Annotated in this window: 27 protein-coding genes and 1 pseudogene; 9 read left to right on the top strand and 19 right to left on the bottom strand. The window is 68.0% G+C overall.

The window, feature by feature from the left end; genetic code table 11:
• Positions 1 to 287: 287 nt before the first annotated feature.
• Together H3O04_RS11040 and H3O04_RS11035 are read left to right on the top strand one after the other, a co-directional pair.
• Complete coding sequence (locus H3O04_RS11040) at positions 288 to 1466, top strand: branched-chain amino acid ABC transporter substrate-binding protein (protein ID WP_006480486.1); 1179 nt, start codon at positions 288 to 290, stop codon at positions 1464 to 1466.
• Between the two features lie 316 nt (positions 1467 to 1782).
• On the top strand, positions 1783 to 3102 hold the full coding sequence (locus H3O04_RS11035; RefSeq protein ID WP_034175136.1) for an MFS transporter: 1320 nt from the start codon (positions 1783 to 1785) through the stop codon (positions 3100 to 3102).
• Between the two features lie 105 nt (positions 3103 to 3207).
• Here H3O04_RS11035 and H3O04_RS11030 read toward each other — a convergent pair whose 3' ends face one another.
• The 4 genes from H3O04_RS11030 to garD form a co-directional block, all read right to left on the bottom strand.
• Positions 3208 to 3645: a DoxX family protein gene (locus tag H3O04_RS11030; protein ID WP_011546888.1), complete on the bottom strand. Its 438-nt coding sequence runs from the start codon at positions 3643 to 3645 to the stop codon at positions 3208 to 3210.
• Positions 3646 to 3832: 187 nt separating this feature from the next.
• A complete protein-coding gene (locus H3O04_RS11025; RefSeq protein WP_006480483.1) occupies positions 3833 to 4288 on the bottom strand; it encodes an RbsD/FucU family protein in 456 nt (151 codons plus the stop codon).
• 78 nt (positions 4289 to 4366) lie between these two features.
• Complete coding sequence (locus H3O04_RS11020) at positions 4367 to 4759, bottom strand: nuclear transport factor 2 family protein (RefSeq protein ID WP_023477055.1); 393 nt, start codon at positions 4757 to 4759, stop codon at positions 4367 to 4369.
• Between the two features lie 182 nt (positions 4760 to 4941).
• Positions 4942 to 6495 (bottom strand): galactarate dehydratase, encoded by a 1554-nt coding sequence (garD, locus tag H3O04_RS11015; RefSeq protein ID WP_023477056.1) that lies wholly within the window; start codon positions 6493 to 6495, stop codon positions 4942 to 4944.
• 229 nt (positions 6496 to 6724) lie between these two features.
• On the opposite strand from garD, the gene kdgD reads away from it, so the two are divergent.
• Entirely contained in the window at positions 6725 to 7639 is a 915-nt protein-coding gene (gene kdgD, locus H3O04_RS11010) for a 5-dehydro-4-deoxyglucarate dehydratase (RefSeq protein ID WP_011546881.1), read from the top strand.
• 114 nt (positions 7640 to 7753) lie between these two features.
• Here the strand turns inward: kdgD and H3O04_RS11005 are convergent, their stop codons facing one another.
• A complete protein-coding gene (locus H3O04_RS11005) occupies positions 7754 to 8308 on the bottom strand; it encodes a hypothetical protein (protein WP_202587669.1) in 555 nt (184 codons plus the stop codon).
• A 185-nt stretch (positions 8309 to 8493) separates the two neighbouring features.
• Here H3O04_RS11005 and H3O04_RS11000 point away from each other — a divergent pair, with 185 nt between their 5' ends.
• Positions 8494 to 8691, top strand: coding sequence for a type II toxin-antitoxin system VapB family antitoxin (locus tag H3O04_RS11000; protein ID WP_023477058.1), 198 nt, complete (start codon positions 8494 to 8496; stop codon positions 8689 to 8691).
• Positions 8688 to 9059 (top strand): type II toxin-antitoxin system VapC family toxin, encoded by a 372-nt coding sequence (locus H3O04_RS10995; protein ID WP_202587668.1) that lies wholly within the window; start codon positions 8688 to 8690, stop codon positions 9057 to 9059. The genes H3O04_RS11000 and H3O04_RS10995 overlap by 4 nt, the downstream gene beginning before the upstream one ends.
• 127 nt (positions 9060 to 9186) lie before the next feature.
• On the opposite strand, the gene H3O04_RS10990 is transcribed toward H3O04_RS10995, so the two are convergent.
• Positions 9187 to 10764: an aldehyde dehydrogenase (NADP(+)) gene (locus H3O04_RS10990; RefSeq protein WP_202587667.1), complete on the bottom strand. Its 1578-nt coding sequence runs from the start codon at positions 10762 to 10764 to the stop codon at positions 9187 to 9189.
• Positions 10765 to 11011: 247 nt separating this feature from the next.
• Here H3O04_RS10990 and H3O04_RS10985 point away from each other — a divergent pair, with 247 nt between their 5' ends.
• Complete coding sequence (locus H3O04_RS10985; protein ID WP_202587666.1) at positions 11012 to 12403, top strand: D-galactonate transporter; 1392 nt, start codon at positions 11012 to 11014, stop codon at positions 12401 to 12403.
• A gap of 66 nt (positions 12404 to 12469) precedes the next feature.
• Here the strand turns inward: H3O04_RS10985 and H3O04_RS10980 are convergent, their stop codons facing one another.
• Together H3O04_RS10980 and H3O04_RS10975 are read right to left on the bottom strand one after the other, a co-directional pair.
• Positions 12470 to 13195 carry a site-2 protease family protein gene (locus H3O04_RS10980; RefSeq protein WP_006480476.1) on the bottom strand — a complete coding sequence of 242 codons (726 nt, stop codon included), beginning with the start codon at positions 13193 to 13195 and terminating at the stop codon, positions 12470 to 12472.
• Positions 13192 to 14154, bottom strand: a complete 963-nt coding sequence (locus tag H3O04_RS10975; protein ID WP_202587665.1) for a DUF2167 domain-containing protein — start codon at positions 14152 to 14154, stop codon at positions 13192 to 13194. Before H3O04_RS10975 ends, H3O04_RS10980 begins: the two co-directional genes overlap by 4 nt.
• A gap of 194 nt (positions 14155 to 14348) precedes the next feature.
• Here H3O04_RS10975 and H3O04_RS10970 point away from each other — a divergent pair, with 194 nt between their 5' ends.
• Positions 14349 to 15197: a helix-turn-helix domain-containing protein gene (locus H3O04_RS10970; protein ID WP_202587664.1), complete on the top strand. Its 849-nt coding sequence runs from the start codon at positions 14349 to 14351 to the stop codon at positions 15195 to 15197.
• Between the two features lie 32 nt (positions 15198 to 15229).
• Here the strand turns inward: H3O04_RS10970 and H3O04_RS10965 are convergent, their stop codons facing one another.
• Complete coding sequence (locus H3O04_RS10965; RefSeq protein ID WP_023477064.1) at positions 15230 to 15856, bottom strand: LysE family translocator; 627 nt, start codon at positions 15854 to 15856, stop codon at positions 15230 to 15232.
• A gap of 168 nt (positions 15857 to 16024) precedes the next feature.
• Between H3O04_RS10965 and H3O04_RS10960 the strand changes: the two genes are divergently transcribed.
• Positions 16025 to 16489 (top strand): Lrp/AsnC family transcriptional regulator, encoded by a 465-nt coding sequence (locus tag H3O04_RS10960; protein ID WP_006480470.1) that lies wholly within the window; start codon positions 16025 to 16027, stop codon positions 16487 to 16489.
• Here the strand turns inward: H3O04_RS10960 and H3O04_RS10955 are convergent.
• From H3O04_RS10955 to zigA, 5 genes are read right to left on the bottom strand one after another with little or no spacing between them, the layout of a single operon-like run.
• Positions 16486 to 17856 carry a dihydroorotase gene (locus H3O04_RS10955; protein ID WP_202587663.1) on the bottom strand — a complete coding sequence of 457 codons (1371 nt, stop codon included), beginning with the start codon at positions 17854 to 17856 and terminating at the stop codon, positions 16486 to 16488. The two genes, H3O04_RS10960 and H3O04_RS10955, sit on opposite strands and share 4 nt — an antisense overlap.
• Positions 17857 to 17859: 3 nt before the next feature.
• Positions 17860 to 18420, bottom strand: a complete 561-nt coding sequence (locus H3O04_RS10950; protein WP_006480468.1) for a gamma carbonic anhydrase family protein — start codon at positions 18418 to 18420, stop codon at positions 17860 to 17862.
• Positions 18420 to 18998, bottom strand: coding sequence for a 6-pyruvoyl trahydropterin synthase family protein (locus tag H3O04_RS10945; RefSeq protein WP_012339358.1), 579 nt, complete (start codon positions 18996 to 18998; stop codon positions 18420 to 18422). Before H3O04_RS10945 ends, H3O04_RS10950 begins: the two co-directional genes overlap by 1 nt.
• Positions 18992 to 19912 carry a GTP cyclohydrolase FolE2 gene (folE2, locus tag H3O04_RS10940; protein ID WP_202587662.1) on the bottom strand — a complete coding sequence of 307 codons (921 nt, stop codon included), beginning with the start codon at positions 19910 to 19912 and terminating at the stop codon, positions 18992 to 18994. Before folE2 ends, H3O04_RS10945 begins: the two co-directional genes overlap by 7 nt.
• Before the next feature lie 58 nt (positions 19913 to 19970).
• Entirely contained in the window at positions 19971 to 21179 is a 1209-nt protein-coding gene (gene zigA / locus H3O04_RS10935) for a zinc metallochaperone GTPase ZigA (RefSeq protein WP_202587661.1), read from the bottom strand.
• A gap of 169 nt (positions 21180 to 21348) precedes the next feature.
• Between zigA and H3O04_RS10930 the strand changes: the two genes are divergently transcribed.
• Complete coding sequence (locus tag H3O04_RS10930; RefSeq protein WP_011546867.1) at positions 21349 to 22158, top strand: hypothetical protein; 810 nt, start codon at positions 21349 to 21351, stop codon at positions 22156 to 22158.
• Between the two features lie 16 nt (positions 22159 to 22174).
• Here H3O04_RS10930 and H3O04_RS10925 read toward each other — a convergent pair whose 3' ends face one another.
• The 5 genes and pseudogenes from H3O04_RS10925 to H3O04_RS10905 form a co-directional block, all read right to left on the bottom strand.
• Positions 22175 to 23386 carry an acyl-CoA dehydrogenase family protein gene (locus tag H3O04_RS10925; protein WP_202587660.1) on the bottom strand — a complete coding sequence of 404 codons (1212 nt, stop codon included), beginning with the start codon at positions 23384 to 23386 and terminating at the stop codon, positions 22175 to 22177.
• Positions 23383 to 24225: a hypothetical protein gene (locus H3O04_RS10920; RefSeq protein WP_027806050.1), complete on the bottom strand. Its 843-nt coding sequence runs from the start codon at positions 24223 to 24225 to the stop codon at positions 23383 to 23385. Before H3O04_RS10920 ends, H3O04_RS10925 begins: the two co-directional genes overlap by 4 nt.
• Positions 24226 to 24276: 51 nt before the next feature.
• Complete coding sequence (locus H3O04_RS10915; protein WP_006491339.1) at positions 24277 to 24933, bottom strand: methionine ABC transporter permease; 657 nt, start codon at positions 24931 to 24933, stop codon at positions 24277 to 24279.
• Entirely contained in the window at positions 24926 to 26107 is a 1182-nt protein-coding gene (locus tag H3O04_RS10910) for a methionine ABC transporter ATP-binding protein (RefSeq protein ID WP_202587659.1), read from the bottom strand. The genes H3O04_RS10915 and H3O04_RS10910 overlap by 8 nt, the downstream gene beginning before the upstream one ends.
• Before the next feature lie 18 nt (positions 26108 to 26125).
• Positions 26126 to 26571 (bottom strand): annotated as a pseudogene (locus H3O04_RS10905) (N5,N10-methylene tetrahydromethanopterin reductase); the annotation flags it as partial.

The raw sequence follows: 26571 nt of genomic DNA, 5'->3' as shown, positions 1-26571 counted from the left end.
TTCGCCATGACGATTTCGGCATATATCAGGGTAATCGACGATATGCCGATATCGTCGCCGGCCACGCATCGAACGCGCAAGACGCACGCATTTTCGCTACCTAGACTTCGCTTCACGGTCGCGAGACGACCTCCCGCCGCTGCCGCAATCGGCATGCACGGGCCGCCGCATCCGCCGTCGCGCACGCCGATTCCGGCACAGCGCGCACGGCAGACGGCGTACTTGCATGGCCAGCACATCGGCCTGCCGATCGAACCGTCTCGCCCGGTTTACCGGCGCCGGCCCGCATGCCGGCGGCGGCCCAACCACGCCATCAAGGGGAAGTGAAAGTGAAGCTGAAGGTATCGCACGTCGCGCTGGCCGCCGCCTGCGCACTGTCGGGCGCGCACGCCGTCGCCGCCGACGTCGTCAAGATCGGTTTCGCCGCACCGCTGACCGGCCCGCAGTCGAATTACGGCACGGACATGCAGAAGGGCGTGCAGCTCGCGATCGCCGATTTCAACGCGACGCATCCGACGATCGGCGGCAAGCCCGTCACGTTCCAGCTCGACTCGCAGGACGACCAGGCCGACCCGCGCACCGGCACGACCGTCGCGCAGCGGCTGATCGACGACAACGTCCGCGGGATCATCGGCCACTTCAACTCGGGCACCAGCATTCCGGCGTCCGACCTGTACGATCGCGCGGGGCTGCCGCAGATCTCGATGGCGACGTCGCCGCAATACACGGCGCGCGGCTACAAGACGACCTACCGGCTGCTGACGAGCGACGCGCAGGCCGGCCGCATCGTCGGCACGTACGCGGTGAAGACGCTGCGCTTCAAGCGCATCGCGATCATCGACGACCGCACCGCCTACGGCCAGGGCATCGCCGACGAATTCGCGAAGGCCGTGGAAGCGGCCGGCGGCACGATCGTCAAGCGCGACTTCACGAACGACAAGGCGCTCGATTTCTCGGCGATCCTGACCAACCTGAAGGGCGTGAATCCGGACGCGGTCTTCTACGGCGGCGGTGATGCGCAATCGTCGCCGATGATCCGCAAGATGCGCCAGCTCGGGATGAAGTCGGCGTTCGTGACGGGCGAAATGTCGCGCTCGCCGACGTTCCTGAAGGTCGGCGGCGACGCGGCCGAAGGCGCGATCGTCTACATGGGCGGGCTGCCGAAGGAAAAGATGCCGGGCTTCTCCGGCTACGCGGCACGCTACAAGGCGCGCTTCAACGAAGACGTGATCACGTACTCGCCGTATTCGTACGACGGCACGATCGCGCTGCTGACCGCGATGAAGGACGCGAACTCGACCGACCCGAAGGTGTACACGCCGTATCTCGGCAAGGTGTCGATCAAGGGCGTGTCGGCGCCCAGCATCGCGTACGACGCGAAGGGCGACCTGAAGGACGCACCGGTCACGATCTACAAGGTCGAGCGCGGCGCGTTCAAGCCGGTCGATACGATCGCCGGCAACTGACCAGCGAAACGCTGCCCCGCGCGGCGCGCCAGCGGCTCACCGGCCGCCCGCGCCGCGCGCGCTTTCGGCTGCATGGTCCGAAGCCGTCCCAGGCACGCTCGCGTGCAGGCATTTCGCGCTCCTGTAGAATCCCCCCACCCGCTTTGACGCTTCGTCTCCGCCGTGCCCCATCCCGGTGCGGCGGCGCGTGTTGCGTGCCTCACCCGGCACGCGGCGCGCTTCGACGACGCAAGCCGCGCCTTGTCAGTCCATGCCGAAAAGCGGGCCCTGGAGACGCAGCACCGACAACTACATTCGAAAACCGATCGTCCTGACCATGCAAGCTTCCGAATTGAGCGGCGTGCCTCGCGCCGCCGAACGCGCGCTCACGCGCAGCGACTACAAGACCCTTGGCCTTGCCGCACTCGGCGGCGCCCTCGAGTTCTACGACTTCATCATTTTCGTGTTCTTCGCGCCGGCGATAGGGCAGCTGTTCTTCCCGCACGACATTCCCGACTGGCTGCGCCAGTTGCAGACGTTCGGCATCTTCGCGGCCGGCTATCTCGCGCGCCCGCTCGGCGGCGTGATCATGGCCCACTTCGGCGACCTGTTCGGCCGCAAGCGGATGTTCACGCTGAGCGTGCTGATGATGTCGGTACCGACGCTGCTGATGGGCCTGCTGCCGACCTACGACACGATCGGCATCCTCGCGCCGGTGTTGCTGCTGCTGTTCCGCGTGCTGCAAGGCGCGGCGGTCGGCGGCGAAGTGCCGGGCGCATGGGTGTTCGTGTCCGAGCACGTGCCGTCGCGCCATATCGGCTACGCATGCGGCACGCTGACCGCGGGCCTCACGGCCGGCATCTTGCTCGGCTCGCTCGTCGCGGCCGGCATCAACAGCCGCTACTCAGCGGCCGAAGTCGGCGCATTCGCATGGCGCATCCCGTTCCTGCTCGGCGGCGTGTTCGGGCTGTTCTCCGTGTACCTGCGCCGCTGGCTGCATGAAACGCCGGTGTTCGCCGAGATGAAGGCGAAGAAGGCGCTCGCGGCCGAGATTCCGCTGAAGGCAGTGCTGCGCGACCATGGCCGCGCCGTGATCGTGTCGATGCTGCTCACGTGGATGCTGTCGGCCGCGATCGTCGTCGTGATCCTGATGACGCCCGCGCTGCTGCAGAAGCAGTTCCACCTGACGCCGGCGACGACGCTGTTCGCGAACAGCATCGCGACGCTGTGCCTGACGGCCGGCTGCATCACTGCCGGCTCGCTCGCGGGCTGGATCGGCGCGAAGCGCGTGCTCGCCATCGGCGGCATCGGGCTGGCCGCGTGCTATTACCTGTTGTTCGCGCAGGTCGCGGCCGATGCGTCGACGCTGCCGCTCTACTACGGGATCGCGGGCTTCATGGTCGGCACGATCGGCGCGGTGCCGTTCGTGATGGTGAAGAGCTTCCCGGCCGTCGTGCGCTTCTCGGGCATCTCGTTCTCGTACAACGTCGCGTATGCGATCTTCGGCGGGCTCACGCCGGTGATCGTGTCGCTGATGATGAAGTCGAACCCGCTCGCGCCGGTCGTGTACGTCGCGGCGATCTGCGTGCTCGGCGCGATCGCCGTGCAGTTCTCGAAGGATGCGAAGGACGTGAAGGATGTGAAGGGCGCGCACTGAACGTCAGCGCCCGCTTCATGAACGAAGGGCCGAATCCCGCTGCGTGCGGGATTCGGCCCTTTTGTCTTGCGGCGGCCTGGCGGCGGCTGCGCAACTCTGCCCGGTTCAGCGCAGCACGCCGTACGACGAACTCGGCCGGCGCAGCGCGTCGATGCTCGCGCCGCCGGCGCCGGTGACGAACAGCAGCAGGAACCCGCCGGCGATCGCGACGTTCTTCCAGAAGTGAATCACCATGTCGTGCTGGACGGCGGCGTTCGTCGCGTCCCAGAAATTGTGCCCGACCATCGCGGTCGCGATCGTGTAGACCGCCATCAGCAACGCGAGCGGCCGGACCTTGTAGCCGACGATCAGCAGCAGTCCGCCCAGCCCCTCGATCGCGACGACGATCGGCCCGACGACCTGTTGATAGGGCACGTTCATCCCGTGCAGATACGCGATGAAGTCGCTGTAGCCGAGCAGCTTCATGATGCCGCCCCACAAGAACAACGCCGCCAGCGCCAGGCGTGCGAAAAAAATGACGCCGGAATCGACGGTACGCGTCATGCCTTTCTCCTCGTATGCAATTCGGCCGCCCGCGCCGGGCGCACCCGGCGGTTCGGCGCCGCGCGGCCCCGGAGGGCGCGCGGCAAATGGGCCAGCATAGAGGGTCTTTCCGCGGTGTCCAAGGGCTTGTAGCAAATCTTTACAACGCGGCGATCGCGCCGGTAGCCCGGCTCGATGAAAAACGCGTTTAGCCCGCGTCGCTCAACAGCACGCCTTTCTTGAAGATGAAGCAGCCGTAGCCGCGCGTTTCGCCGGTGACGATCACCGCGTACGTCTGCTGCGCACGCTCGTAGAACGCGAAACGTTCGACGCCGGTCAGCGGCACCGCACGCCCTTCCGCGCGGTCGATCTCGGCTTGCACTTCGCGCTGCACGGGCGGCACCGCGGCCGCGTCGCCGACGACTTCCATCCGCCACGCGGGCGTGTCGACGAACGTATCGAGCGGCAGCACCGACAGCACCGCACGCACCACGCGCGCCGAATCGGCGCCGTCGACCCGCAACGCGCGGCCGACCACCGTGTGCTCCGCGACGGATTCCGCCGGGAAATTCGCATCGCAGATCGCGATTTCGTCACCGTGGCCCATCGCCCGCAGCGTGTGCAGGATGTCGGCGTGCAGCAGCGGGTCGAGATTCTTCAGCATGTCGGTTGTCTCCGGGATCAGGAACGAATCGCATAACGTTACCCGATCCCGGCGACCGTGGTGCATGCATCGTTCGCGTCACGACGCGGCGGCCGGCATTTCGTCGATGAAACCCGTGACCGACGCGAGGCGGCCCGACGCGTCGACGGTGCCGAAGTCCGAGCCCTTCACGATCGCCGCGCCGTCGGGCGACACGAGCGCCCACGAGAACCGCAGGTGCTGGCCGAACGCGTCGACGTCGGTCGTGCGGCGAAAGCGGTAGGCGGGGAAACGCTGCTGCACGGCGGCGATCATCGTGTCGATGCCCGCGTGGCCGTCGCCGGCCATCAGCGGATCGCGATAGGTCGCGTCGCTCGCGTAGGTCGCATCGATCAGCGCGCGGCGGCGCGCGGCATCGGGTTCGTTCCATGCGTCGAAGTAGCGGTCGATCAGGTCGGCGTGGACGGACGAAGCGGTTTGAGCGGTGTTCATGGCGAGGCTCCTTGTGTCGGTGGACGATGTCGCGGACGTTTCGGGTCCGCGTGCCGCTATCGTCGCCGGGCGCGCGCGGACGGTCGATTACGTGCGAGGTAAGGAAATCGCGCGTGCGCCGCCCCAAAAGAAAACGGACGCCCGAAGGCGCCCGCATCGTCTTGCCGTCACCACCTTGCGCGTCAGGTCACCGGCGCCGGATTGAACAGCGTCAGCGCATTCGCGAGCTTCCATTGCTCGGCCCACGTGCGGCGCTTGCCGCTCGCGACGTCGAGCATCAGCCGGAACAGCGCCCAGCCCGTGTCCTCGATCGTCGCCGCGCCGGTCGCGATCTGCCCGGCGTCGAGATCCATCAGGTCGTGCCAGCGGCGTGCGAGATCGCTGCGCGTCGCGACCTTGATCACCGGCACCTGCGCGAGGCCGTACGGCGTGCCCCGGCCGGTCGTGAAAATGTGCAGGTTCATCCCCGCCGCGAGCTGCAGCGTGCCGCAGATGAAATCGCTCGCGGGCGTCGCCGCGTACAGCAAGCCCTTCTGCCGCGCCCGATCGCCGGGGCGCACGACACCGGCGATCGGCGCGCTGCCCGACTTCACGATCGACCCCATCGCCTTCTCGACGATGTTCGACAGGCCGCCCTTCTTGTTGCCCGGCGTCGTGTTCGCGCTGCGGTCGACGCGACCGCGCTCGAGGTAGCGGTCGTACCAGTCCATCTCGCGGATGATCTCGCGGGCCACTTCTTCGTTCGCCGCGCGCGACGTGAGCTGCGCGACGCCGTCGCGCACTTCGGTCACTTCGGAGAACATGATCGTCGCGCCCGCCCGCACCAGCAGGTCGGCCGCGAAGCCGACCGCCGGGTTCGCGGTGAGCCCCGAGAACGCGTCGCTGCCGCCGCACTGCACGCCGACGACGAGATCCGATGCGGGGCAGGTTTCGCGACGGCGGCGGTTCAGCCGTTCGAGATGCGATTCGGCCATCGTCATGATCGAGTCGATCATCGAATGGAAGCCGACGTGCGCGGCATCCTGCAGGCAGACGACGCCACCGTTGTCGGTCGCGCCGTCGGCAGTCACCGGAATCGCGCCCGGCGGCAGCAGGCGCTCGGGCTGCAGCTTCTCGCAGCCGAGGCTCACGGTCATCACCTCGCCGCCGAAGTTCGGATTCAGGCTGATGTTGCGCAGCGTGCGGATCGGGATGTCGGCGTCGGGCGCATCGATCGCGACGCCGCAGCCGTACGTATGTTCGAGCCCGACCACGTCGTCGACGTTCGGGTAGCGCGGCAGCAGTTCGTCCTTGATCCGCTTCACCGCATGCTCGACGACGCCCGACACGCACTGCACGGTCGTCGTGATCGCGAGGATGTTGCGCGTGCCGACCGAGCCGTCGGCATTGCGGAAACCCTCGAACGTATAGCCTTCGAGCGGCTCGAGCGGCGGCGCGGCACGCGTGGCGAGCGGCAGGTCGTCGAGGCCCGGCGGCTCGGGCATGCGCATCGTGCGCTCGTTGACCCAGCTGCCGCGCCGCAGGTCGGTGAGCGCATAGCCGATCACCACGTTGTAGCGAATGACCGGATCGCCGGCCGCGAGGTCGACGAGCGCGACCTTGTGCCCCTGCGGCACGCCTTCGCACAGCGTCAGCCCGTCGGCGAACGTCGCGCCTGCGGGCAAGCCGCCGTCGTTGACGACGATCGCGACGTTGTCGTCCGGATGCACGCGGATGTAGAGAGGGGAAGCAGTCATCGGAATTCCTGGGAGCTGTCTGCGATATCGTTAGTCATCATACGACATTCAACGTCAGTTGATGATGCTGCGTAAACCCTTATCCGGAAAGACCCTACCCTTGACCCGCCAGCAAACCGCTTGCGCCGCTCTTTCTTGCGTTGTACGATGACATACAACGACATCGCCACTTCGGCTCGTATGCCGTTCCCGACGAACCAGCACTCGCGCTAGACGGACGACCCCAACCATGACTTCACCGCAAGAACTCAAACAGATCATCTCCCACGGCCTGCTGTCGTTTCCGCTGACGGATTTCGACGCCGACGGCAGCTTCCGCCCGAGCACCTATGCCGAGCGTCTGGAATGGCTGGCCCCGTATGGCGCGAGCGCGCTGTTCGCGGCCGGCGGCACCGGCGAATTCTTCTCGCTCACGCAACGCGAGTACTCGGACGTGATCCGCGTCGCGACGGAAACCTGCAAGGGCAAGGTGCCGATCCTCGCCGGCGCGGGCGGCGCGACGCGCGTCGCGATCGAATATGCGCAGGAAGCCGAGCGCCTCGGCGCGAGCGGCGTGCTGCTGATGCCGCACTACCTGACCGAAGCGAGCCAGGAAGGGATCGCCGACCACGTCGAGCAAGTCTGCCGCGCGCTGAAGATCGGCGTCGTGGTGTACAACCGCGCGAATTCGAAGCTGAATGCGGACATGCTCGAGCGCCTTGCCGACCGTTGCCCGAACCTGATCGGCTTCAAGGACGGCGTCGGCGAAATCGAGAGCATGGTGACGATCCGCCGTCGCCTCGGCGATCGCTTCGCGTACCTCGGCGGCCTGCCGACGGCCGAAGTCTATGCAGCCGCGTACAAGGCGCTCGGCGTGCCGGTGTACTCGTCGGCCGTGTTCAACTTCATCCCGAAGACGGCAATGGCATTCTACGAAGCGATCGCGAAGGACGACCACGCAACCGTCGGCCGCCTGATCGACGAGTTCTTCCTGCCGTACCTGAAGATCCGCAATCGCCGCGCGGGCTACGCGGTCAGCATCGTGAAGGCGGGCGCGAAACTCGTCGGCCACGACGCGGGCCCGGTGCGCGCACCGCTCGTCGACCTGACCGACGAAGAAGCGGCCGAGCTCGACGTGCTGATCAAGAAGATGGGCCCGCAGTAAGCGGGTTCGCCGGCGGCGCGAGCCTTCATCGGCACGGCGCGCCGGCTCCCCCATTTCTCCGTATCCGACTCACGCGATGGCCGCGCGGCTCGACGAGCCGGCGCGGCCATCGCATTACATCTGTGCGATCGCGCCGATGATCCGCTGGCGCACACCGGTGAGCGTGCGCTGCGTCTCGTCGATCCCCTTGCGTGCCGCGAGCGGCCGGCCGCGCGCCGGCGACTCGGCGCCCACGATCTGCTCCAGCACGTCGCGGTCGACGACCGCATCGAAGAAGCGCCCGACCGTGAACATCGCGTACTGCTTCGCGGTCGCGAGATGCGTGTTGGCCTGCGTGAGCGCGTCGGCGCGTTCCGCGCCGTTCGGCCCGTCGATGCTGCGGCGGTGCTTCAGCGCGAACACCACCGCCTCCATGTCGTACCTGAACCGCTCGACGGCCCTGCCGAAGATCACCGAATGCAGATCGGAGCCCGCGACGGGCCGCCCCTGGTTGATCGTCACGTCGAATTCGCTGCCGCCCAGCTCGCGCTGCAGCGCGAACAGCGCGTCGGCCAGCACGCGCCCTTCGCTGGTTTCGCCGATCTGGGTACGGACCGATTTCGCGACGTCGCCGATCGCTTTCCACAACCCGGCCGCGAACAGGTGGTCGCCACGCTTGCTGATATTCATTGGATGGTTCCTTGTTGGTCTTGTGCGTCTCTCAGGCTCGCCCGCGGACCTGACGGTCCGAGGCTTCGCTACTGTAGGAGAAACGGGGGCAACAGGAAAGGCGAGGTGACCCCGCCACGGCATCGCATCAAAATGAGCACCGTTTGATGCGATAATTGATGCATCGATTTTCCCGGGAGCCGCCCATGCGCACCACCTTGTCCCTCGACGACGCACTGCTCGCCAAAGCGCAGCAATTGACCGGCGTCACCGAAAAATCGGCGCTCGTGAGGGAAGCGCTGCGCGCATTGATCGCCCGCGAAAGTGCGCGACGACTCGCCCGCCTCGGCGGCACCGAGCCTGATCTTGAATCGGTCCCACGCCGCCCGTCGGAGCTCGCATGATCCTTGTCGACACGTCCGTCTGGATCGATCACTTGCGAGCCGGCGACGCGACGCTCACCGCATTGCTGGAAGCGGAGCGCGTATTGATCCATCCGTTCATCGTCGGCGAGCTTGCGCTCGGCAGCATGCGCAATCGCGAGACCGTGCTGGATGCGCTGCGCGACCTTCCAGCTGCAACCCTTGCCACCGACGACGAAGTCCAGCGCATGATCGATGTCGTACCGCTTCACGGACTGGGCATCGGCTACGTCGATGCCCACCTGCTTGCGTCGGCCAGACTGACCAGCGACAGCAGGCTATGGACGCGCGACCGGCGCCTGCTGGCGGCAGCGGAGCGCCTGCAACTCGTCGCCCGCCCCGCTCACTGACCGAGCGAAACCGGCACGAAAGCCCGCGCTGAATAAAAAAGCGGCGAGGCCCGTGGGCCCCGCCGCCGTATTCCAACGTGCCGGGAAGCATCCCTCCCGGGACGCTGCCTTCACCGGTTACGCCCCGTCACTCCGCCTTGCCGTCCCGCAGCCGCGGAATCGCGAGCGGATTGCCTTCTCGCAGCCCTTCGGGCAGCAGGTCGTCCGGGAAGTCCTGATAGCACACCGGCCGCAGGAAACGGTCGATCGCGGTCGCGCCGACCGACGTGACGGCCGGGTTCGACGTCGCGGGGAACGGCCCGCCGTGCACCATCGCATCGCACACCTCGACGCCGGTCGGGTAACCGTTGACCAGCAGGCGCCCGGCCTTGCGCTCGAGGACCGGCAGCAACCGGCGCGCGAGCGGCTTGTCGTCGGCATCCATCTGCAGCGTGGCCGTCAACTGGCCTTCGAGCGCGTCGAGCACACGCGCGACTTCGTCGAGATCGCGGCAGCGCACGATCAGCGACGCCGGCCCGAACACTTCGTGGCTGAACGCCGGCTCGCCCAGGAACGCCTGCGCGCCCACTTCGTATAGCGCGCCGCCCGCCTGGCAGTCGGTCTGTGCCGCCTCGCCCGCGCCGATTTCGCGTACGCCCGGCAGCTCGGCCAGCTTGCCGCGACCGTTGCGGTACGCATCGGCGATGCCGCGCGTGAGCATCACGCCGGCCGGCTTCTTCGCGAGCGCCTGCGCGGCGACCGTCTCGAAGCGGTAGAGATCGGGGCCGTCGATCGCGAGCACGAGGCCGGGATTGGTACAGAACTGGCCGACGCCGAGCGTCAGCGAATCGACGAAGCCCGTCGCGATCGCGTCGCCGCGCGCGGCCAGCGCGGCCGGGAACAGTACGACGGGGTTGATGCTGCTCATTTCCGCATAGACGGGAATCGGCTGCGGGCGCGCGTTCGCGAGCTGCACGAGCGCCATCCCGCCCTGCCGCGAACCGGTGAAACCGACGGCCTGGATCGCAGGATGGCTGACCAGCGCGGCGCCGATCACGCGGCCGGGGCCGACCAGCAGCGAAAACACGCCGGCCGGCATGCCGGTTTTCGCGACGGCGGCGCGGATCGCGCGGCCGACCAGCTCGGACGTGCCGAGGTGCGCTTCATGGGCCTTCACGATCACCGGGCAGCCGGCCGCGAGCGCCGACGCGGTATCGCCGCCGGCCACCGAGAACGCGAGCGGGAAATTGCTCGCGCCGAACACGGCGACGGGCCCGAGCGCGATTTTCTGCAGCCGCAGGTCCGAGCGCGGCAGCGGCGTGCGTGCCGGCTGCGCGGGATCGATCGACGCGGCGAGGAAGCGCCCGTCGCGCACGACGCGTGCGAACAGCCGGAGCTGGCCGACGGTGCGGCCGCGCTCGCCTTGCAGCCGTGCGACCGGCAAGCCCGTTTCGGCATGCGCGCGCTCGATCAGCGCATCGCCGAGCGCGACGATTTCATCGGCGATCGCTTCGAGAAACGCCGCACGCGCCGCGAGCGGCTGCGTGCGGTACGCATCGAACGCGTCGCGTGCGAGGTCGCACGCACGGTCGACGTCGGCCTGCGTCGCGACGCCGAACGCCGGCGCCTCGATCGGCGCGCCCTTCGTCGGGTCGAACGCGTGCAAGGTTCCGGCCGAGCCGGCCACCGCTTCGGCGCCGATCAGCATCTCTCCTGTCAGTTGCATGGGGTGTGCTCCGTGGTTCGGGAATGGATTGCTCATTGTAGCTCAACAGATACGATGTCTGCCGACATAAGCGGCATATTCTCGCCGCCTGCGAAGGCGCCGACGATACCGCCGAAAGCCTTACCCGGCCAGTAAATCGCGAACTTCCCACACTGTGATGAAGATCCCAAAGGGAAAACCCGAGGTTTCTGAATTCGAGCATTCTCAATAAACTTTCCTCCATGTCATACGACGACGTACATTTAAAGTGAACAATCAGACCTCCCCTCGCGATCTTCCGCTCGATCTCGCGCGCACCGCGCGCCGAACCGCCGTGCGCTACTGGATCCTGGCGATGCTGTTCGTCGTCACGACGCTCAACTATGCGGACCGCGCCACGCTGTCGATCACCGGCACGCCGATCCGCAAGGCGTTCGGCATCGATCCGGTGACGATGGGCTACATCTTCTCGGCGTTCAGCTGGGCGTACGTGCTCGCGCAACTGCCGAGCGGCTGGCTGCTCGACCGCTTCGGCGCGCGGCGCGTGTATGCGGCGAGCATCTTCCTGTGGTCGGCGTTCACGCTGCTGCAGAGCACGATCGGCCTCGGCGGCAGCGCCGCGTTCGCGGTCGCCGCGCTGTTCGCGATGCGCTTCGCGGTCGGCATCGCGGAGGCGCCGGCGTTTCCGGCGAACGCGAAGGTCGTCGCGAGCTGGTTCCCGACCGCCGAACGCGGCACCGCGTCGGCGATCTTCAACGCCGCGCAGTACTTCGCGGCCGTGGTGTTCTCGCCGCTGATGGCCTGGCTCACGCACGCGTACGGCTGGCACCAGGTGTACCTGTGGCTCGGCCTGGCCGGCATCGCGCTCGCGTTCCTGTGGCTGCGCGTCGTGAAGGACCCGGCCGACCATCCGGCCGTGAACCGCGCGGAACTCGACCATATCGAGCAGGGTGGCGGCCTCGTGCGGTCGACGGGCGGCGCGACCGGCGCGCGCGGTAGCAGCAGCGCTGCCGAAGGCAGCCGCGTGGCGGGCTGGTACTACGTGCGCCAGTTGCTGTCGAACCGCATGCTGATCGGCGTGTACCTCGGCCAGTACTGCGTGAACGTGCTCACGTACTTCTTCCTCACGTGGTTTCCGATCTATCTCGTGCAGGCGCGCGGGATGTCGCTGCTGAAGGCCGGCTTCATGACGTCGCTGCCGGCGATCTGCGGGTTCCTCGGCGGCGTGCTCGGCGGGATGCTGTCGGACGCGCTGATCCGCCGCGGCGTCTCGCTGACGCTCGCCCGCAAGATCCCGATCGTCGGCGGGATGCTGCTGTCGATGGTCATCATCGGCTGCAACTACGTCGACAGCGAAGCGCTGGTCATCATGCTGATGGCCGTGTCGTTCTTCGGCAAGGGGATCGGTTCGCTGGGCTGGGCCGTCGTCGCGGATACCGCGCCGAAGGAAGCGATCGGCCTGTCGGGCAGCCTGTTCAACATGTTCGGCAACACGGCGGGCATCGTCGCGCCGATCGCGATCGGCTACCTCGTCGGCGCGAGCGGCTCGTTCAACGGCGCGCTGGTGTTCGTCGGGCTGAACGCGCTCGTCACCGTGTTCAGCTATCTCGTGATCGTGAAGGACATCAAGCGCGTCGAGCTGCGTCATCGCGACGCGTGACGTTCGACCTTTGAAAAACGGCGGCCGCTTCATGCGCGGCCGCCGTTTTTTTACATCGGAGCGACGTCAGGTCGACGCGTGCACGGCGCGCAGCATGTCATGCACGCCGGACGTCATCAACGCGAGGAACGCGAGCAGACCGACGTAGCAAAGCGCGTAGGTCGTCTTCGTCTCGATCGACGTCGCGTAGTACACGCGGTTCTCCGGCGCGTCGGGATCGTAGCGCCACGCGCGCTTCAGCTGCGGCAGCGCGAGGATCGCCATCACGATCAGCAGCGGGCTCGGCCGATACACGAACAGCGCGATCAGCACCGGCACGCCCGCGAACCAGATGCGCGGCGACAGCACCGCGGTGATCCGCCCGCCGTCGAACGGCGACAGCGGAATCATGTTGAAGAGATTCAGGAAGAAGCCCGTGTACGACAACGCGAGGAGCAGGTTGCTGTCGGTGTGGCGCGCGGCCGCGTAGCAGGCCAGCGCGCCGAGGGTGCCGACGAACGGCCCGGCAAGGCCGACGTAGGCCTCCGTTTCCGCGTCGTGCGGCATCTCCTTCAATTGGATCCACGCGCCGACGAACGGGATGAAGGTCGGCAGCCCGACGTCGAGCCCGCGCCGCTGCGCGGCGACGTAGTGGCCCGCTTCGTGCACCAGCAGCAACGCGACGAAACCGGCCGCGAAGCGCCAGCCGTAGAACAGCGCATAGACCGCGATCGACGCGAGCATCGTGCCGGCCGAGACGAGCACCTTGCCGAGCTTCAGGCCGCCGAAGATCAGCAGCAACAGCTTCGTCATTCCTTGCGCTCCGTGGCGGCTGCGTCGGATGCAGCGGTTGCATCGGCGACGGCCGGCGCCGCGGCCGCCTTCGGCTTGCGCCCGAAGAAACGCTTGAGCGCCGCGCCGCCGGCCAGCAGCGCGACCGCGCCGATCTTGAAGAACTTCACCGCGAACGCGCCGATCAGCGCGAGCAGGCCGAGCTTTTTCGCGCCGACGCCGACGATCAGCGCCGCGAGCCCATACTCGGCGACGTGGTCGGTCGACTGGTTGAAGTCGGCATAGCGCTTGCCGTCGTTGAAGCGGATGTTCGACAGCAGCGCGTCGGCCGAGGGCCGGTACTTCGGCAAATCGGCGAGCGTCGACGCCATCGTCAGCGACAGGTAGCCGTCGCGGCCGAGCACGAGCGTCCGGTAGTTCACGCCGTCGTTCGCGGCATTCGGCGCCGCGCCCTTGTCGCGGATGATCGCCGACCACACGAGCCGGTGCGTGGCCGCGTCGTACGCGGGCGCCTTCGCCCAGCCGACCACCTCGGTTTCGGGCAGGCCGCGCTCCTTGCGCGCCGGGTTGTTTTCCTCGGTGCCGGCCTGCAGGCTTTTCAGCAGTTCGTCGGGCTTCCAGTCCTTCGCGTCGTCGTCGCGGATGTAGCCGCTCGGCTCGAACGACACGACCGATATCCAGTCGGCGTCGGGATCGTCGGGCAGCACGAGGCCGACCAGCTTCGATTCGTCGATCGAGTTGCCCATCGAGCGCAGGTAGCGGCCGGCTTCGGCCGCCGGCACGAACGACTCGCCGGCCTTCAGCTTCAGCACGGCTTCGTGTTTGACGTCGATGTCGGTCGGCCCTTTCACGACCGCTTCGTTGGCGGCCTCGGCGGCGGCCCTCATTTCGACCTGCGCAGCTTCGGTCTGCGCGTGGCCGCTGGTCGCGGCGAGTGCGAGCGTCGCCACGCAGGCGAGCCGGACGGCAAGTTTTTTCATTGTTGGATTCCCCTGGAATGCCTTGTTGTCGATGTGCGCGGCGTCCGGCCCCGGCATCGTGGCCGCGGGTCCGGCGCCGCCTCTCAGGTGGCACGGGGGCTATGGTAACGCAGCGGCTGCGCACGCCCGGGCGGTGCGCGGCGCTTACCTCGCAGGTAATGCCGAAGCGCCGCGGGATTGCCTATCATCTCCCCATGAACTCGACCGCCGCCCTCCATTCGCCCGCCCCGTCCGCCGGCCGCGCGTCCGGCATCGGCCCGCTGCTGCGCACGTGGCGACAACGCCGGCGCCTGAGCCAGATGGCGCTCGCGCTCGACGCGGATGTGTCCGCGCGCCACCTGAGCTTCGTCGAATCGGGCCGCGCGCAGCCGAGCCGCGAGATGGTGTTGCATCTCGCCGAGCGCCTCGACGTGCCGCTGCGCGAACGCAATGCGCTGCTCGTCGCGGCCGGCTTCGCGCCGCTGTTTCGCGAACGGCCGTTTTCGGACCCGCAACTGGATGCCGCGCGTCATGCGGTCGAAGCCGTGTTGCGCGGGCACGAGCCTTATCCGGCGCTCGCGGTGGACCGCCACTGGACGCTGCTCGCGGCGAACCGGATGCTCGGCGCGCTGGTCGCGCAGGCCGATCCGGCGCTGCTGCAGCCGCCCGTCAACGTGCTGCGGCTGAGCCTGCATCCGGACGGTCTCGCGTCGCAGATCGTCAACTGGCATGAGTGGCGCGCGCACATCCTGCATCGGTTGCAGCGGCAGATCGATGCGAGCGGCGACCACACGCTGCATGCGCTGCGCGACGAACTCGCCGCGTATCCGGCGCCGGCCGGGCAGCCCGACGATTCGCACACGCGCACCGATTTCGCGGACATCGCCGTGCCGCTGCGGCTGCGCACGGCGAGCGGCGAGCTGACGTTCTTCAGTACGACGACGGTATTCGGCACGCCGGTCGACGTGACGCTGTCGGAACTCGCGATCGAGGCGTTCTTTCCGGCGAATCCGGAAACGGTGGAGGCGATGCGGGTGCTGGCGGACGCGTTGCCGGTGGCGTAACGCCGGCAGGCGTGGCGGGGCCGGGGCCGCGCTCAGCGGCGTTCGAGCGCCAGCTTCACGCCCAGCGCGAGCAAGACCACCCCGCTGACGCGATGCATGCGCGTCAGGATGCGCGGGTTGCGGCGGATCGATGCCGACAGCAGGCCCGCGAACAGCGCGACCGGCCCCTTGACGAGAAACGTCAGCCCCGCAAACGTCGCGCCCAGCACGAACAGCGACAGCATCGGGTGCGGGGCGCCGGCCGGAACGAATTGCGGCAGAAACGCCAGGTAGAAAAGCGCGACCTTCGGATTGGATACATTGGACAGCGCGCCTTGCGCGAACGTCCGCAGCCGCGATGCCGGCGCATTGCCATTGCCCGCCAGCGTCAATTCGCCCGTCGAGCGCAACAGCGTGATGCCGAGGTACAGCAGGTACAGCGCGCCCACCACCTTCAGCGCCGTGAACAGCCATTCGGAAGCCTGAAGCAGCGCACCCAGCCCGAGCGTCGCGAGCATCGTATGCACGAGCAGCCCGACGCTGACACCCGCGGCGGTCACGAGGCCCGCGCGCGTGCCGCCAGACAGCGTGCGCGACATCACGAGGACCATGTCCTGGCCGGGCGTCAGTATGATCAGAAGGGAGGTGGCCATGAACGGCAGCCAGGCGACGTGCGACATCGGGAAGCTCCTGAAGGGGGCCGCGGCGGGCGCGAATCGCGCGTTTTCGAGGGGCCGGGCAGTCGTCAGATTATCGGCAACTTCCCGTGGAGATTGGATGCAAACCCGGCTATTTTTGAAGTCCGATTTGGAGTTATTCTCCAACATCAACTTCATCTATAGCTAAAAATGCCAATCAAACTGGATGCAATCGATCGACGCATTCTGCGTGCGTTGCAGCAGAATTCGAACCAGACGAACGCCGACATCGCGCAACAGGCCGGACTGTCGCCCACGCCGTGCCTGCGCCGCGTTCACCTGCTCGAGGAACAGGGCGTGATCGACGCGTACGTCGCGTTGCTGAACCCTGCAGCCGTCGAGCTGCGCTTCACGGCATTCGTGCGCGTCACGCTGGAGCGCCAGGACAAGACGACGGTCGAACGCTTCGCGCGCGAGATGGAACACGCGCCCGAAGTGCTCGAATGCCATCTGATGGCCGGCAGCTACGACTATCTGCTGCGCGTGATCGCGAAGGATCTCGACGACTATCAGCGCTTTCAGATGGAAACGCTCACGCAGATCGAAGGCGTGCGCAACATCGAAACCGAGATCCCGCTGAAGCGCATCAAGCAGACGGTGCGGCTGCCGATCTAGGGGTCGAGAAACGTCACGGCCTCCCCGGCCGGTTGTCCGTTCAGCGCCTCGTCGCGCACGACGACCTGCCCGCGCACGACCGTATGCACGGGCCACCCCGTGACCGCACAGCCGTCGTACGGCGTCCACCCGCTCACGCTCGCGATCCATTCGTCGCGAATGATCCGCCGCGCGCGCAGGTCGACGATGCTGAAATCGGCGTCGTAGCCCGCCGCAATGCGTCCCTTCCCTTCGATGCCGAAAACGCGCGCCGGCCCGGCGCTGGTCAGGTCGACCAGCCGTTCGATGCTCAAACGGCCGGCCTGCACGTGATCGAGCATCAGCGGCAGCAGCGTCTGCACGCCGGTCATCCCGCTCGGCGACTGCGGATACGGGCGGCGCTTTTCGTCGCGCGTATGCGGCGCATGATCGCTGCCGATCACGTCGACCACGCCGTCGCGGACGGCCTGCCACAGCGCGTCCCGATGATGCCGTTCGCGCACGGGCGGATTCATCTGCGCAAACGTGCCGAGCCGCTCGTAGCAATCCGGCGCGTGCAAGCTCAGGTGATGCGGCGTGACCTCGACCGTCACGCGCCGCCGGTGCCGTGCGAGCAACGCCATTTCGTCCGCCGTGGATACGTGCAGCACATGCAGCCGGCGGCCCGTCTCGGCAGCCAGCCCGACGATGCGCCGCGTCGCGGCCAGCGCGCTTTGTGCGTCGCGCCAGCGCGGATGGTCGCGCACGTCGCCGCTTGCTTCCGCGATCGACTTGCGTTCGCGCAGCCGCGCCTCGTCCTCCGCATGCACGGCCATGCGCCGCCGGCCGTGGCGCAGGATCCGGCGCAACACGGTTTCGTCGTCGGCCAGCAGATCGCCGAACGAACTGCCCATGAAGACCTTCACCCCCGCGCAGCCGGGTAATCGTTCGAGCACCGGCAGCCGTTCGGCATTCACGGCCGAGCCGCCGATGTAGAACGCGTAATCGCACCACGCGCGGCCGCGCGCGAGATCGAGCTTCGCGCTCAGATCCTGCTCGTCCAGCGTCAGCGGATGCGTATTGGGCATCTCGAAGATCGTCGTGACGCCGCCGAGCACCGCGCCGCACGTGCCGGCCTCGAGGGTCTCCTTGTGCGTGAGCCCCGGTTCACGGAAATGCACCTGACTGTCGACCACGCCCGGCAACACGTGCAAGCCGCGCGCATCGAGCAGCACGTCGGCGCTCCACACGCCATGCAACGCGCCCAGCGCGACGACGCGGCCGCCCATGCACGCGACGTCGATCCGCTCGGCACCGTTGGGCGTCATCACCGTGCCGCCATGCACCAGCAGATCGGCGTGCCGCAGCTTCGATCGGTCGCCCGCTTCCTGTCGCAGCCGCGCGTCCATGCGTCAGAACTCGTTCTGGATCTGCTTGTAACCGAGCACCAGCGCATTGTTCGTGCGCGCGACGTCCTCGGAGAAATCGCTCGCGTCGGCCGTCACCTGCGGCAGCGCGGCGAGATCGGTTTCCGGCCCGATGCGTTCGGTCGAGCGCACGTGGAAGCCCGGCGGCAGGTGGCAGCCGTCGACGACCGCGTTGTAGCGCACCACGCAGCCGTCGTCGATCGTGCAGTTGAACAGTACGCTGTTGAAGCCGACGAACACGCCGTCGCCGACCGTGCACGGCCCGTGGACGATCGCGCGATGCGCGATCGACGTGTGCCGGCCGATCGTCACGCTCGCTCCCGATTTCGAATGGATCACGACGCCGTCCTGGATGTTCGAATGCGCACCGATCACGATCGGCGCGATCTGGCCGTCCGCATCGGTTTCGTCGGCGCGGATCACCGCGTACGGGCCGATGAACACGTTCTCCTCGACGATCACGCGCCCGCACAGGATGGCGGTCGGATCGACGAACGCGTTCGGATGAATGTGCGGCAGGTCGCCGCGCGGGTTCTTTCGGATCATCAGGATTCCTGCCGGGAAAGAGTATGGCCGCGCTTGAGCCGCTCGAACAGGCCGGGATCGCGCCACTGCGCGACGATGGCCGGCGCGAACACGATCGCGTCGAGGTCGATGCGGCCCATGCGCGGGTTGAATGCATCGTCGCGAAAACACTGCGCGTAACCGGTCTCGGTCTCGTGAACGATCACCGAATGCAGCCGCACGTCGGCTTCGCCGTTCGACATGCGCGTACCGCACAGCGCCGCATCGACGAGGCGAAAGAACACGCGCGAGAACTGCTCGGCGCTCGGCGACACCGGCAGCAGCACCCAGCGCTCGGAATGCCGGCGCATGCTTTCGACATAGCGCGGATCGTCGTCCGACCACAGCGTCACCGCGTGGTCGAACGCGTCGATCAGGTCGCGCACGTCGCCCTTGAGCAGCCCGAAGTCGTAGATCATCTGACCGTGATCGAACGCATGCGCTTCGAGCAGCAGCTCGACGCGGTACGAATGGCCGTGGATCGAATGCGAGCAGCGCCGCGTGCTGCAGCCGCGCACGACGTGCGCATTCTCGAACCGGAACAGCTTGCGGATCAGCATGCGTCGGCGCCTTCGCGCAACGGAGCGGCCCATGCCACCGCATCGTGCGGATGCAGGCTTTCGAGATGGCGCACGCGCACGCGCGGGCTCGCATGACGATCTTCGAGCGCGGCCTGCACGCGCCGCGCGGCATCCTCGACGAACATCAGGTTGCCGCCGTTCAGCACCGCGAACGCCTGCTCGTCCGCGCGCTTGACGGCCGTCTGCACCGGCGTGCCGAGCGCCTGCTCGACGCGATCGATCAGGTCGAGCAGCCCCAGCGTCGCGCCATCGGCAGGCAGCGCCACGCTGACGACGGCCTCGCTGCGCTGGCTGTGCGGCGTGGCGGCCGTCGCATGCCGTTTCAGCCAGGCGGCGACTGCCACCGGCTCCACGCGAGCCTCATGCCCGAATGCCGTCAGGAATGCCTGTTCGATCCAGTGCCGCGACAGCGCGGCCGAGCACGGGCACGTCGACGAATAGACGACCGTCACCTGCGCGCGCAGCGCGAACGCATCGCCGGCCAGCGTCGCATCGAGACGCACCGGATAGGCCTTCCAGCCGGCCAGCCCCTCGGTCACGAGCGCCGTGCGGCGGGCCAGCAGGTCGAAGCGCAGCCGCACGCGCGCGCTGCGCGTCTCGCAGTCGCGGTGGCTGTCGACCATTGCGCGCAGCATGCGCTGCAAGCCGGCCGGCGACAGCGCTTCGCCGTCGGCGAGCCCGTCCAGCAGCCCGTACAGCCGCGACATGTGGATGCCTTTCACCTGCGGCGCAGGCAGATCGACCTGCACGTCGGCACGCGCATGCACGTCGCGCCGGCAGCCGGGCTCCGCCACGACGACGGGCAGATCGATGCCCTGCATGCCGACCCATTCGAGCGGGCGGCGGCCCGGCGCGGCGTCGGTCAGGGAAATATCGGGAAGCACTGCATTCATGCTTGAAATCCGGTGGAGCGCCTTCTCCATCCGGATCGATGCAGGCAGCGCGTTCAGGTCAGGCCCAGTCGCGAAACGGGTTGTCCCACGTGGTCCAGTGTTCGGGGCCGGCGGCCATCTCGGCGTCGGTCAGCAGACACGCGTCGAAGCGCGCGCGCAGCGCGGGCTCGTCCATGTCCATGCCGATCAGCACGAGCTCCTGCCGGGCATCGCCGACGTGCTCGTCCCAGCGCGCGCGGATCTGCGCGACGGCTTCGGCGTCCCGCGGCCAGCGCTCGGGCGGCACGGCCGCCCACCAGTGGCCGGCCGGCCCGTGCCGCGCGACCGCGCCGGCCTGCGACCACGAGCCGGCGACGGTCGGATGCGTGGCCAGCCAGAAGAACCCCTTCGAGCGGACGACGCCCGGCCATTCGCTCTCCACCAGATCGAAGAAGCGCCGCGGATGGAACGGCCGCCGCGCGCGATAGACGAAGCTGCGGATTCCGTACGCGTCGGTCTCCGGCGTGTGCGTGCCGCGCAGCTCCTGCAACCAGCCCGGCGCGCGCGACGCCTCATCGAAATCGAACAGGCCGGTGTCGAGCACACGTTCCAGCGGCACCTTGCCGAATTCGGCGATCTCGATCCGCGCGCGCGGGTTCAGCCCGCGCAGCAGTGCGATCAGCCGCTCTCGCGCGCTGGCGTCGATCAGGTCGATCTTGTTGATCACGAGCACGTCGCAAAACTCGATCTGGTCGATCAGCAGATCGACGACCGTGCGGGCGTCCTCGTCGCCCATCGATTCGCCGCGCGCTTGCAGGCTGTCGCGCGACGCGTAATCGCGCAGGAAATTGAACGCGTCGACCACCGTCACCATCGTGTCGAGCCGCGCGACTTCGCCGAGGCTGCGACCGTCCTCGCCTTCGAACGTGAACGTCTCGGCCACCGGCAGCGGCTCCGAGATGCCGGTCGATTCGATCACGAGCTGATCGAAGCGCCCTTCGCGTGCGAGCCGGTCGACCTCGATCAGCAGATCCTCGCGCAGCGTGCAGCAGATGCAGCCGTTGCTCATCTCGACCAGCTTCTCGTCGGTGCGGGACAGCCCCGCGCCGCCGTCTCGCACGAGCGCGGCGTCGATGTTGACCTCGGACATGTCGTTGACGATCACCGCGACGCGCCGGCCCTCGCGATTGTTGAGGATGTGGTTGAGCAGCGTCGTCTTGCCGGCGCCGAGAAAGCCGGACAGGACGGTCACGGGAAGCCGCGTGGACGGATGAAGGGCGGGGTTCATCGGGCGATTCCGGAAGAGGACGTTGAGGACGAAATGATATATTGTATCGCTACGATATAACATATCATTTCAAACGTCCAGCACGACGGTAGCGCGGCGATGCACGCATCATGCGGTTTGAAAGGTGGGGTTGATAGGCTGCCCGGCGAGACCGCCCCTTTCAAACACCATGAAAAACAAAACGCTTGCCACGCTGTTACTGTGCGCTGCCGCTCCCGGCATCGCACTCGCACAATCGATCGCGGCGCCCGCGCTGAAACCGGGCGACACCTGGACCTACGTCGATACGGTCGAAATCGGCCCGAACGGCTGGCGCCAGACGCGCGACGAGATTACCGTGCAGCGCACGACGCCCGGGCACATCTACGTCGAGTCCCGGCAAAGCGGCGCCACGCAGGCGCCGCACGAAATGATCGTCGATGCGGACTGGAGCCGTGCACGCAGCATCAACGGCACCGAAACCGTCGTGAACCGCCCGCTGGCGTTTCCGCTGACGATCGGCAAGACCTGGACGATCCAGTACAGCGAGTCACACCCGAATCCGCAGCATGCGTCGGAAGCGTACGACACGCACTACAAGGTGGTGGGCCACGAGACCGTCACTGTGACGGGCGGCAAGTTCGACGCGATCAAGATCGAGGCTGAAGGCTCGTGGAAGGCGCAATCCGCACCGGGGCAGTCAATCACGTCCGGCGTATCGCGCAACGCGGGCGGTTCGACGATCGTGGTGCAAAGCCGCAACAACGGGACGGCGGAAGGAACCGGCAAGACCTACAAGGCGTTCTGGTACGTGCCGGCGGTGGGTCGCTGGGTCAAGTCGGTCGAGGAGTATTACGACACGAACGGCATGCGGACGGCGCGCTATTCGGACGAACTCGCATCGTACAAGCGCGCCGGGGCGGACGGCAGCGCGCCGTTGGCCGGCGGCCCTGCGCCCGCCTCCGTCGCGCCGGATGGCCCGCCGCCCGGCGATCAATGACGGAGTGCGTGCTCGCTTACGTATAGAGCGACGCCGGCGGCAACTCACCCGTCAGCGCATATCGGCCCACGTCGCGCAGCCGATAGTCGAGCGGATCGTGCAGCGTATGCGTGCGCGCGTTCCGCCAGAAACGGTCGAGGCCGAGCGACGCGGCCGTCGCGCGCGCGCCACACGCATCGAACAGCGCTTCGCCGTTATCCAGCGCCGCGCGCTGCGCGACGATCTTCGCTTCCGACACCGCGAGCGCGACTTCGGCGCGTTCGTCGGCCGTCAGCGCGTCCTGCCGCGCCCATGCGTGCTGCAACGTGTTGGCCGCGCGATCGGCCAGCGCCGCCGCGGCGATCGCGCGCACGCGCATGTCGCCGAAGCGCTGCAACGTGTACGGATCGTCTTCGGCCCGCTCGACGTCCGAATGAATCCACGGGCGGCCGTGCTGCCGCACGTAGTCGCGCGCCTCGGCCAGCGCGCCTTCCGCCAGGCCGACGAACAGGTTCGTCAGCACGAGCTGCGACACCAGCGTGCGCAGCGTCGCGCGCGGCGTCGGCGGCGCTTCCGACCGGTGCAGCACCTCGTCCGGCGCAAGCGTCACGCCGTCGAAGCGCACGCTACCGCTGTCGGTCTGGCGCTGGCCGACCGGGTCCCAGTCGTCGTTGACGGTGATCCCGGCCCGATCGGTCGGCACCACGCCGAACACGGTGCGGCCGATGGCCGGATCGTGCGCGGATACCGTCATCCGCTGCGAGCCGCGCGTGCCGGAACAGAAGCCCTTCACGCCGTCGAGCCGGTAGCCGCCGTCGGGCGTCGCCGTGGCGACGAGCCGCGTGTCGAGCGGATTGACCGCGTTGCCCCACCACCAGCGCCCGTCGACCGTGCCGCGCAGGTAGCGTTCGCGCTGCGCGGCGTTGCCCCACACGTCGACGCTCACCACTTGCAGGCACTGGAAACCGACGAGATGCGCGAGCGCGCTGTCGACTCGCGCGACCTGCCGGATCGCGTCGTAAATCTCGGGCCACGCCGCTTCCTGCCCGCCGAACGCGCGCGGCACCGCGAGCGTCAGCAAGCCCGCCTCGGCGAGCCATTGCTTCTCCTGGGCGGCATGACCGCCCGCGCGGTCGCGCTCGGCGGCGCTCACGCGCAGCGCATCGATCGCGCGCGCCAGCGCCGCGCGGTCGACGGCCGGTGCATCGGTATCCGGCGCCAGCGTCGCCGGGCCGCGGGGATCGTTCATGCGACAGCTTCCTGTTCAACGGTTTCGCCCGACAGCGGGACGAGCGCGCCAAGCTGACGGCCGGTCAGCCGCGACAGGATCTCGCGCCGCCAGTCGTCGTAGATCGCACGATATTCGGCGATATCCGCGCCGAACACCAGTGCGGTATGCGCGTACTCGTCGTGCAGATAGCCGTCGAGCCGCGCCTGGGTTTCCTCGTCGGCCGCGATCACGCGATCGATCAGCGCGTCGCGCTCGGCGGGCGGCAGCGCCTGCAGCGTGTCGAACCACCACTGGACGATCTGCACACGATGCCATTCCTCGTCCGGGCGAATCCGGTTCTCGCCGTGCTCGCGCATCGCGCTGTCGCCGATGCGGCCGGTCTTGCGCTGAATCCACAGCTTCGCGAGGATGTGCAGCTCGTAATGCCATTCGAATGCGAGAAAGCCCGCGACGTCGCGCACCGCGATGTCGCCAATGCGCGCCCAGTGCGCGGCGACGAGCCGGTCGACTTCCGGCAGCGGATCGCGCCCCGTGAGTTCGGTCACGCGCTCACGGCCGATCACCGCGTGCGCGCCGTCGTCGCCGAGCTGGCGCGACAAGATCAGCTGGAAATGCGGATCGTCGCGGAACAGCGTGTCGATCGCCTTCGCGACGACCTGCACGATGAACAGGTCGTGCGACGCCATCTTCGTGTAGTAGTCGGCGACGGCAGCCAGCTCGTCGCCGTGGCGCGGCTCACGCGGCGGCGTCGCCACTTTGTCGGGGAAGTCCGGACGATGGCGTCGCGCCACCTCCAGAAACAGCGCTTCCTCGAATTGTCCGTTCCATTCGCGCGGCGCGCCGATGGGCAAGGTCATGGTTGTTCTCTCAGGATCAGGAATGAAACGAGCGGACGCTTGTGGCGTCGCTCAGGTACGCCGGGTCACGCGTCGGACCAGGCGGTCGCCCGTGATTTGCACGGCCGAGACGAGCGCGATCAGGATCACGATCACGGTCGCCATGACGGTGGTGTCGAAACGTTGATAGCCGTAGCGGATCGCGAGATCGCCGAGCCCGCCCGCGCCGACGGCGCCCGCCATCGCGGTCGAGCCGATCAGCGCGACGACGGTGATCGTGAAGCCGCCGAGCATGCCGGGCAGCGCTTCGGGCAGCAGCACGTGCCACACGATGTGGCGGCGTTTCGCGCCCATCGCGAGCGCGGCCTCGATCAGCCCGCGATCGACTTCGCGCAGGCTCACTTCGGCGATCCGCGCGAAGAACGGGATCGCGGCGATCGACAGCGGCACGACGGCCGCCCACACGCCGATCGTCGTGCCGATCAGCACGCGCGTGAACGGCAGCAGCGCGACCAGCAGGATGATGAACGGCGTCGAGCGGAACACGTTGACGAGCGCGCCGAGCACCGCGTTCACGCCGCGCCGCGCGTAGATGCCGCCGGGCGCGGTGGTCACGAGGATCACCGCGAGCGGGATGCCGATCAGCGCGGCGATCGCGGCCGACGCGGCGACCATCGACAGCGTGTCGCGGATCGCGTCGAGCAGTTCGGGCCACCAGAGGTCAAACATAGCCGAGCACCTCCGCATGATTCGCATGACGGCGCGCGCGTTCGAGCAGCGCGGCGACCGCACCGCCGCGTGCCGCCGGCGGGCCATCATCCGCACGCGGCGTCGCGGCGATCACGAGCCGCCCTTGCGCATGCCCCTGGATGCTTTCGATGCCGCCGTGCAGGAACCGCACGGAGCCGCCGAGCGCCGCCGCGAGCGCGCCGACGTCCGGCTCGCCGCCGCTCTCGCCCGTATAGCGGACGTCGAGCACGATCCGTGCGCCGTCGGGCAGCGCGGCCTGTTCGGGCAGCGGCCGCACCCGCGCGGCCAGCTCGGCCGGCAGGTCGTGCTGCAGCGTGCTCAGCAGCGCGCGCGTCGCGCCGTGGCGCGGATCGCCGAACACGCGCCACACGGGGCCGGTTTCGACGACTTCGCCCTGTTCGATCACCGCGACCGTGTCGCACACCGCGCGGATCACCTCCATCTCGTGCGTGATCAGCACGATCGTCAGCCCGAGGCGGCGGTTGATGTCGGCGAGCAACGCGAGGATCGATTGCGTGGTTTCCGGATCGAGCGCCGACGTCGCTTCGTCGCACAGCAGCACCTCCGGATCGTGCACGAGTGCCCGCGCGATGCCGACGCGCTGCTTCTGCCCGCCCGACAGGCTTGCCGGATACGCATCGCGCTTCGCGGCGAGCCCGACGAGCTCGAGCAGCGCCTCGACCTTGCGCACGCGCTCGGCCTTCGGCACGCCGGCGATCTTCAGCGGCAGCGCGACGTTCTCGAACACCGTCTTCGCGGACAGCAGGTTGAAATGCTGGAACACCATGCCGGTGCGGCGCCGCAACGCGACGAGGCCGTCCTCGTCGAGCGCGCCGACGTCGACGCCCTGCACGCGCACACGGCCCGAACTCGGCCGTTCGAGGCCGTTCAGGAGGCGCAGCAACGTCGACTTGCCCGCGCCGCTGCGGCCGATGATCCCGAACACCTCGCCGCGCCGCACGTCGAGCGTCACGTCGCGCAGCGCGGCGGCCTGGCCGCGCGGCGTCGCGAATACCTTGCCGACCTGCTCCAGCGACACGGCCGCGCCGCCGACCGGCGTCACGGCTTCCTCATGTGCCGCTGCATCGGCACCGGCACCGGCGCGCACGGCCGATGCCTCGATGAAACCCAGCGTATCGAACAATTGCGTCATCGCTTCGCTCCGTCACGTTCAGGCATGCGCGGGATGCGCGGGTTCGGCTGCCGCGGCCGGCCGGTGCTGCGCGCCGGTATGCCAGGCGGGCAGGCGCGGGCCCGCGCCGAACAGCTTCTCGCGCAGCGTCGGCGCGGGATCGTAGTCTTCCTTGTAGACACCGCGGTTCTGCAGCTCGGGCACGACCCAGTCGACGAAATCCTCGAACGACTCGGGCATCACGGTGCGCGTCAGGTTGAAGCCGTCGATGCCGGTCTCGTCGATCCACGACTGCAGCTCGTCCGCGACCTGCGACGGCGAACCGACGATCGGCGCATAGCGGCCGCCCAGCGACATCTGTTCGAGCATGCGGCGCACGGTCCAGGTGCCGGTCGTGCTCTTGCGCGAGATCGCGTCGACGGCCGACTGGATCGAATCGGTCTTCACGTACGAGATCGGCTCGTCGAGGCCGTATTTCGCGAGCT

Origin of the sequence: Burkholderia sp. KCJ3K979 (assembly GCF_016759955.1) — a bacterium.
Classification (GTDB): Bacteria; Pseudomonadota; Gammaproteobacteria; order Burkholderiales; family Burkholderiaceae; genus Burkholderia; species Burkholderia orbicola.
The sequence above is the reverse complement of the archived record's forward strand: the minus strand, read 5'-3'. Positions and strand labels throughout refer to the sequence as shown.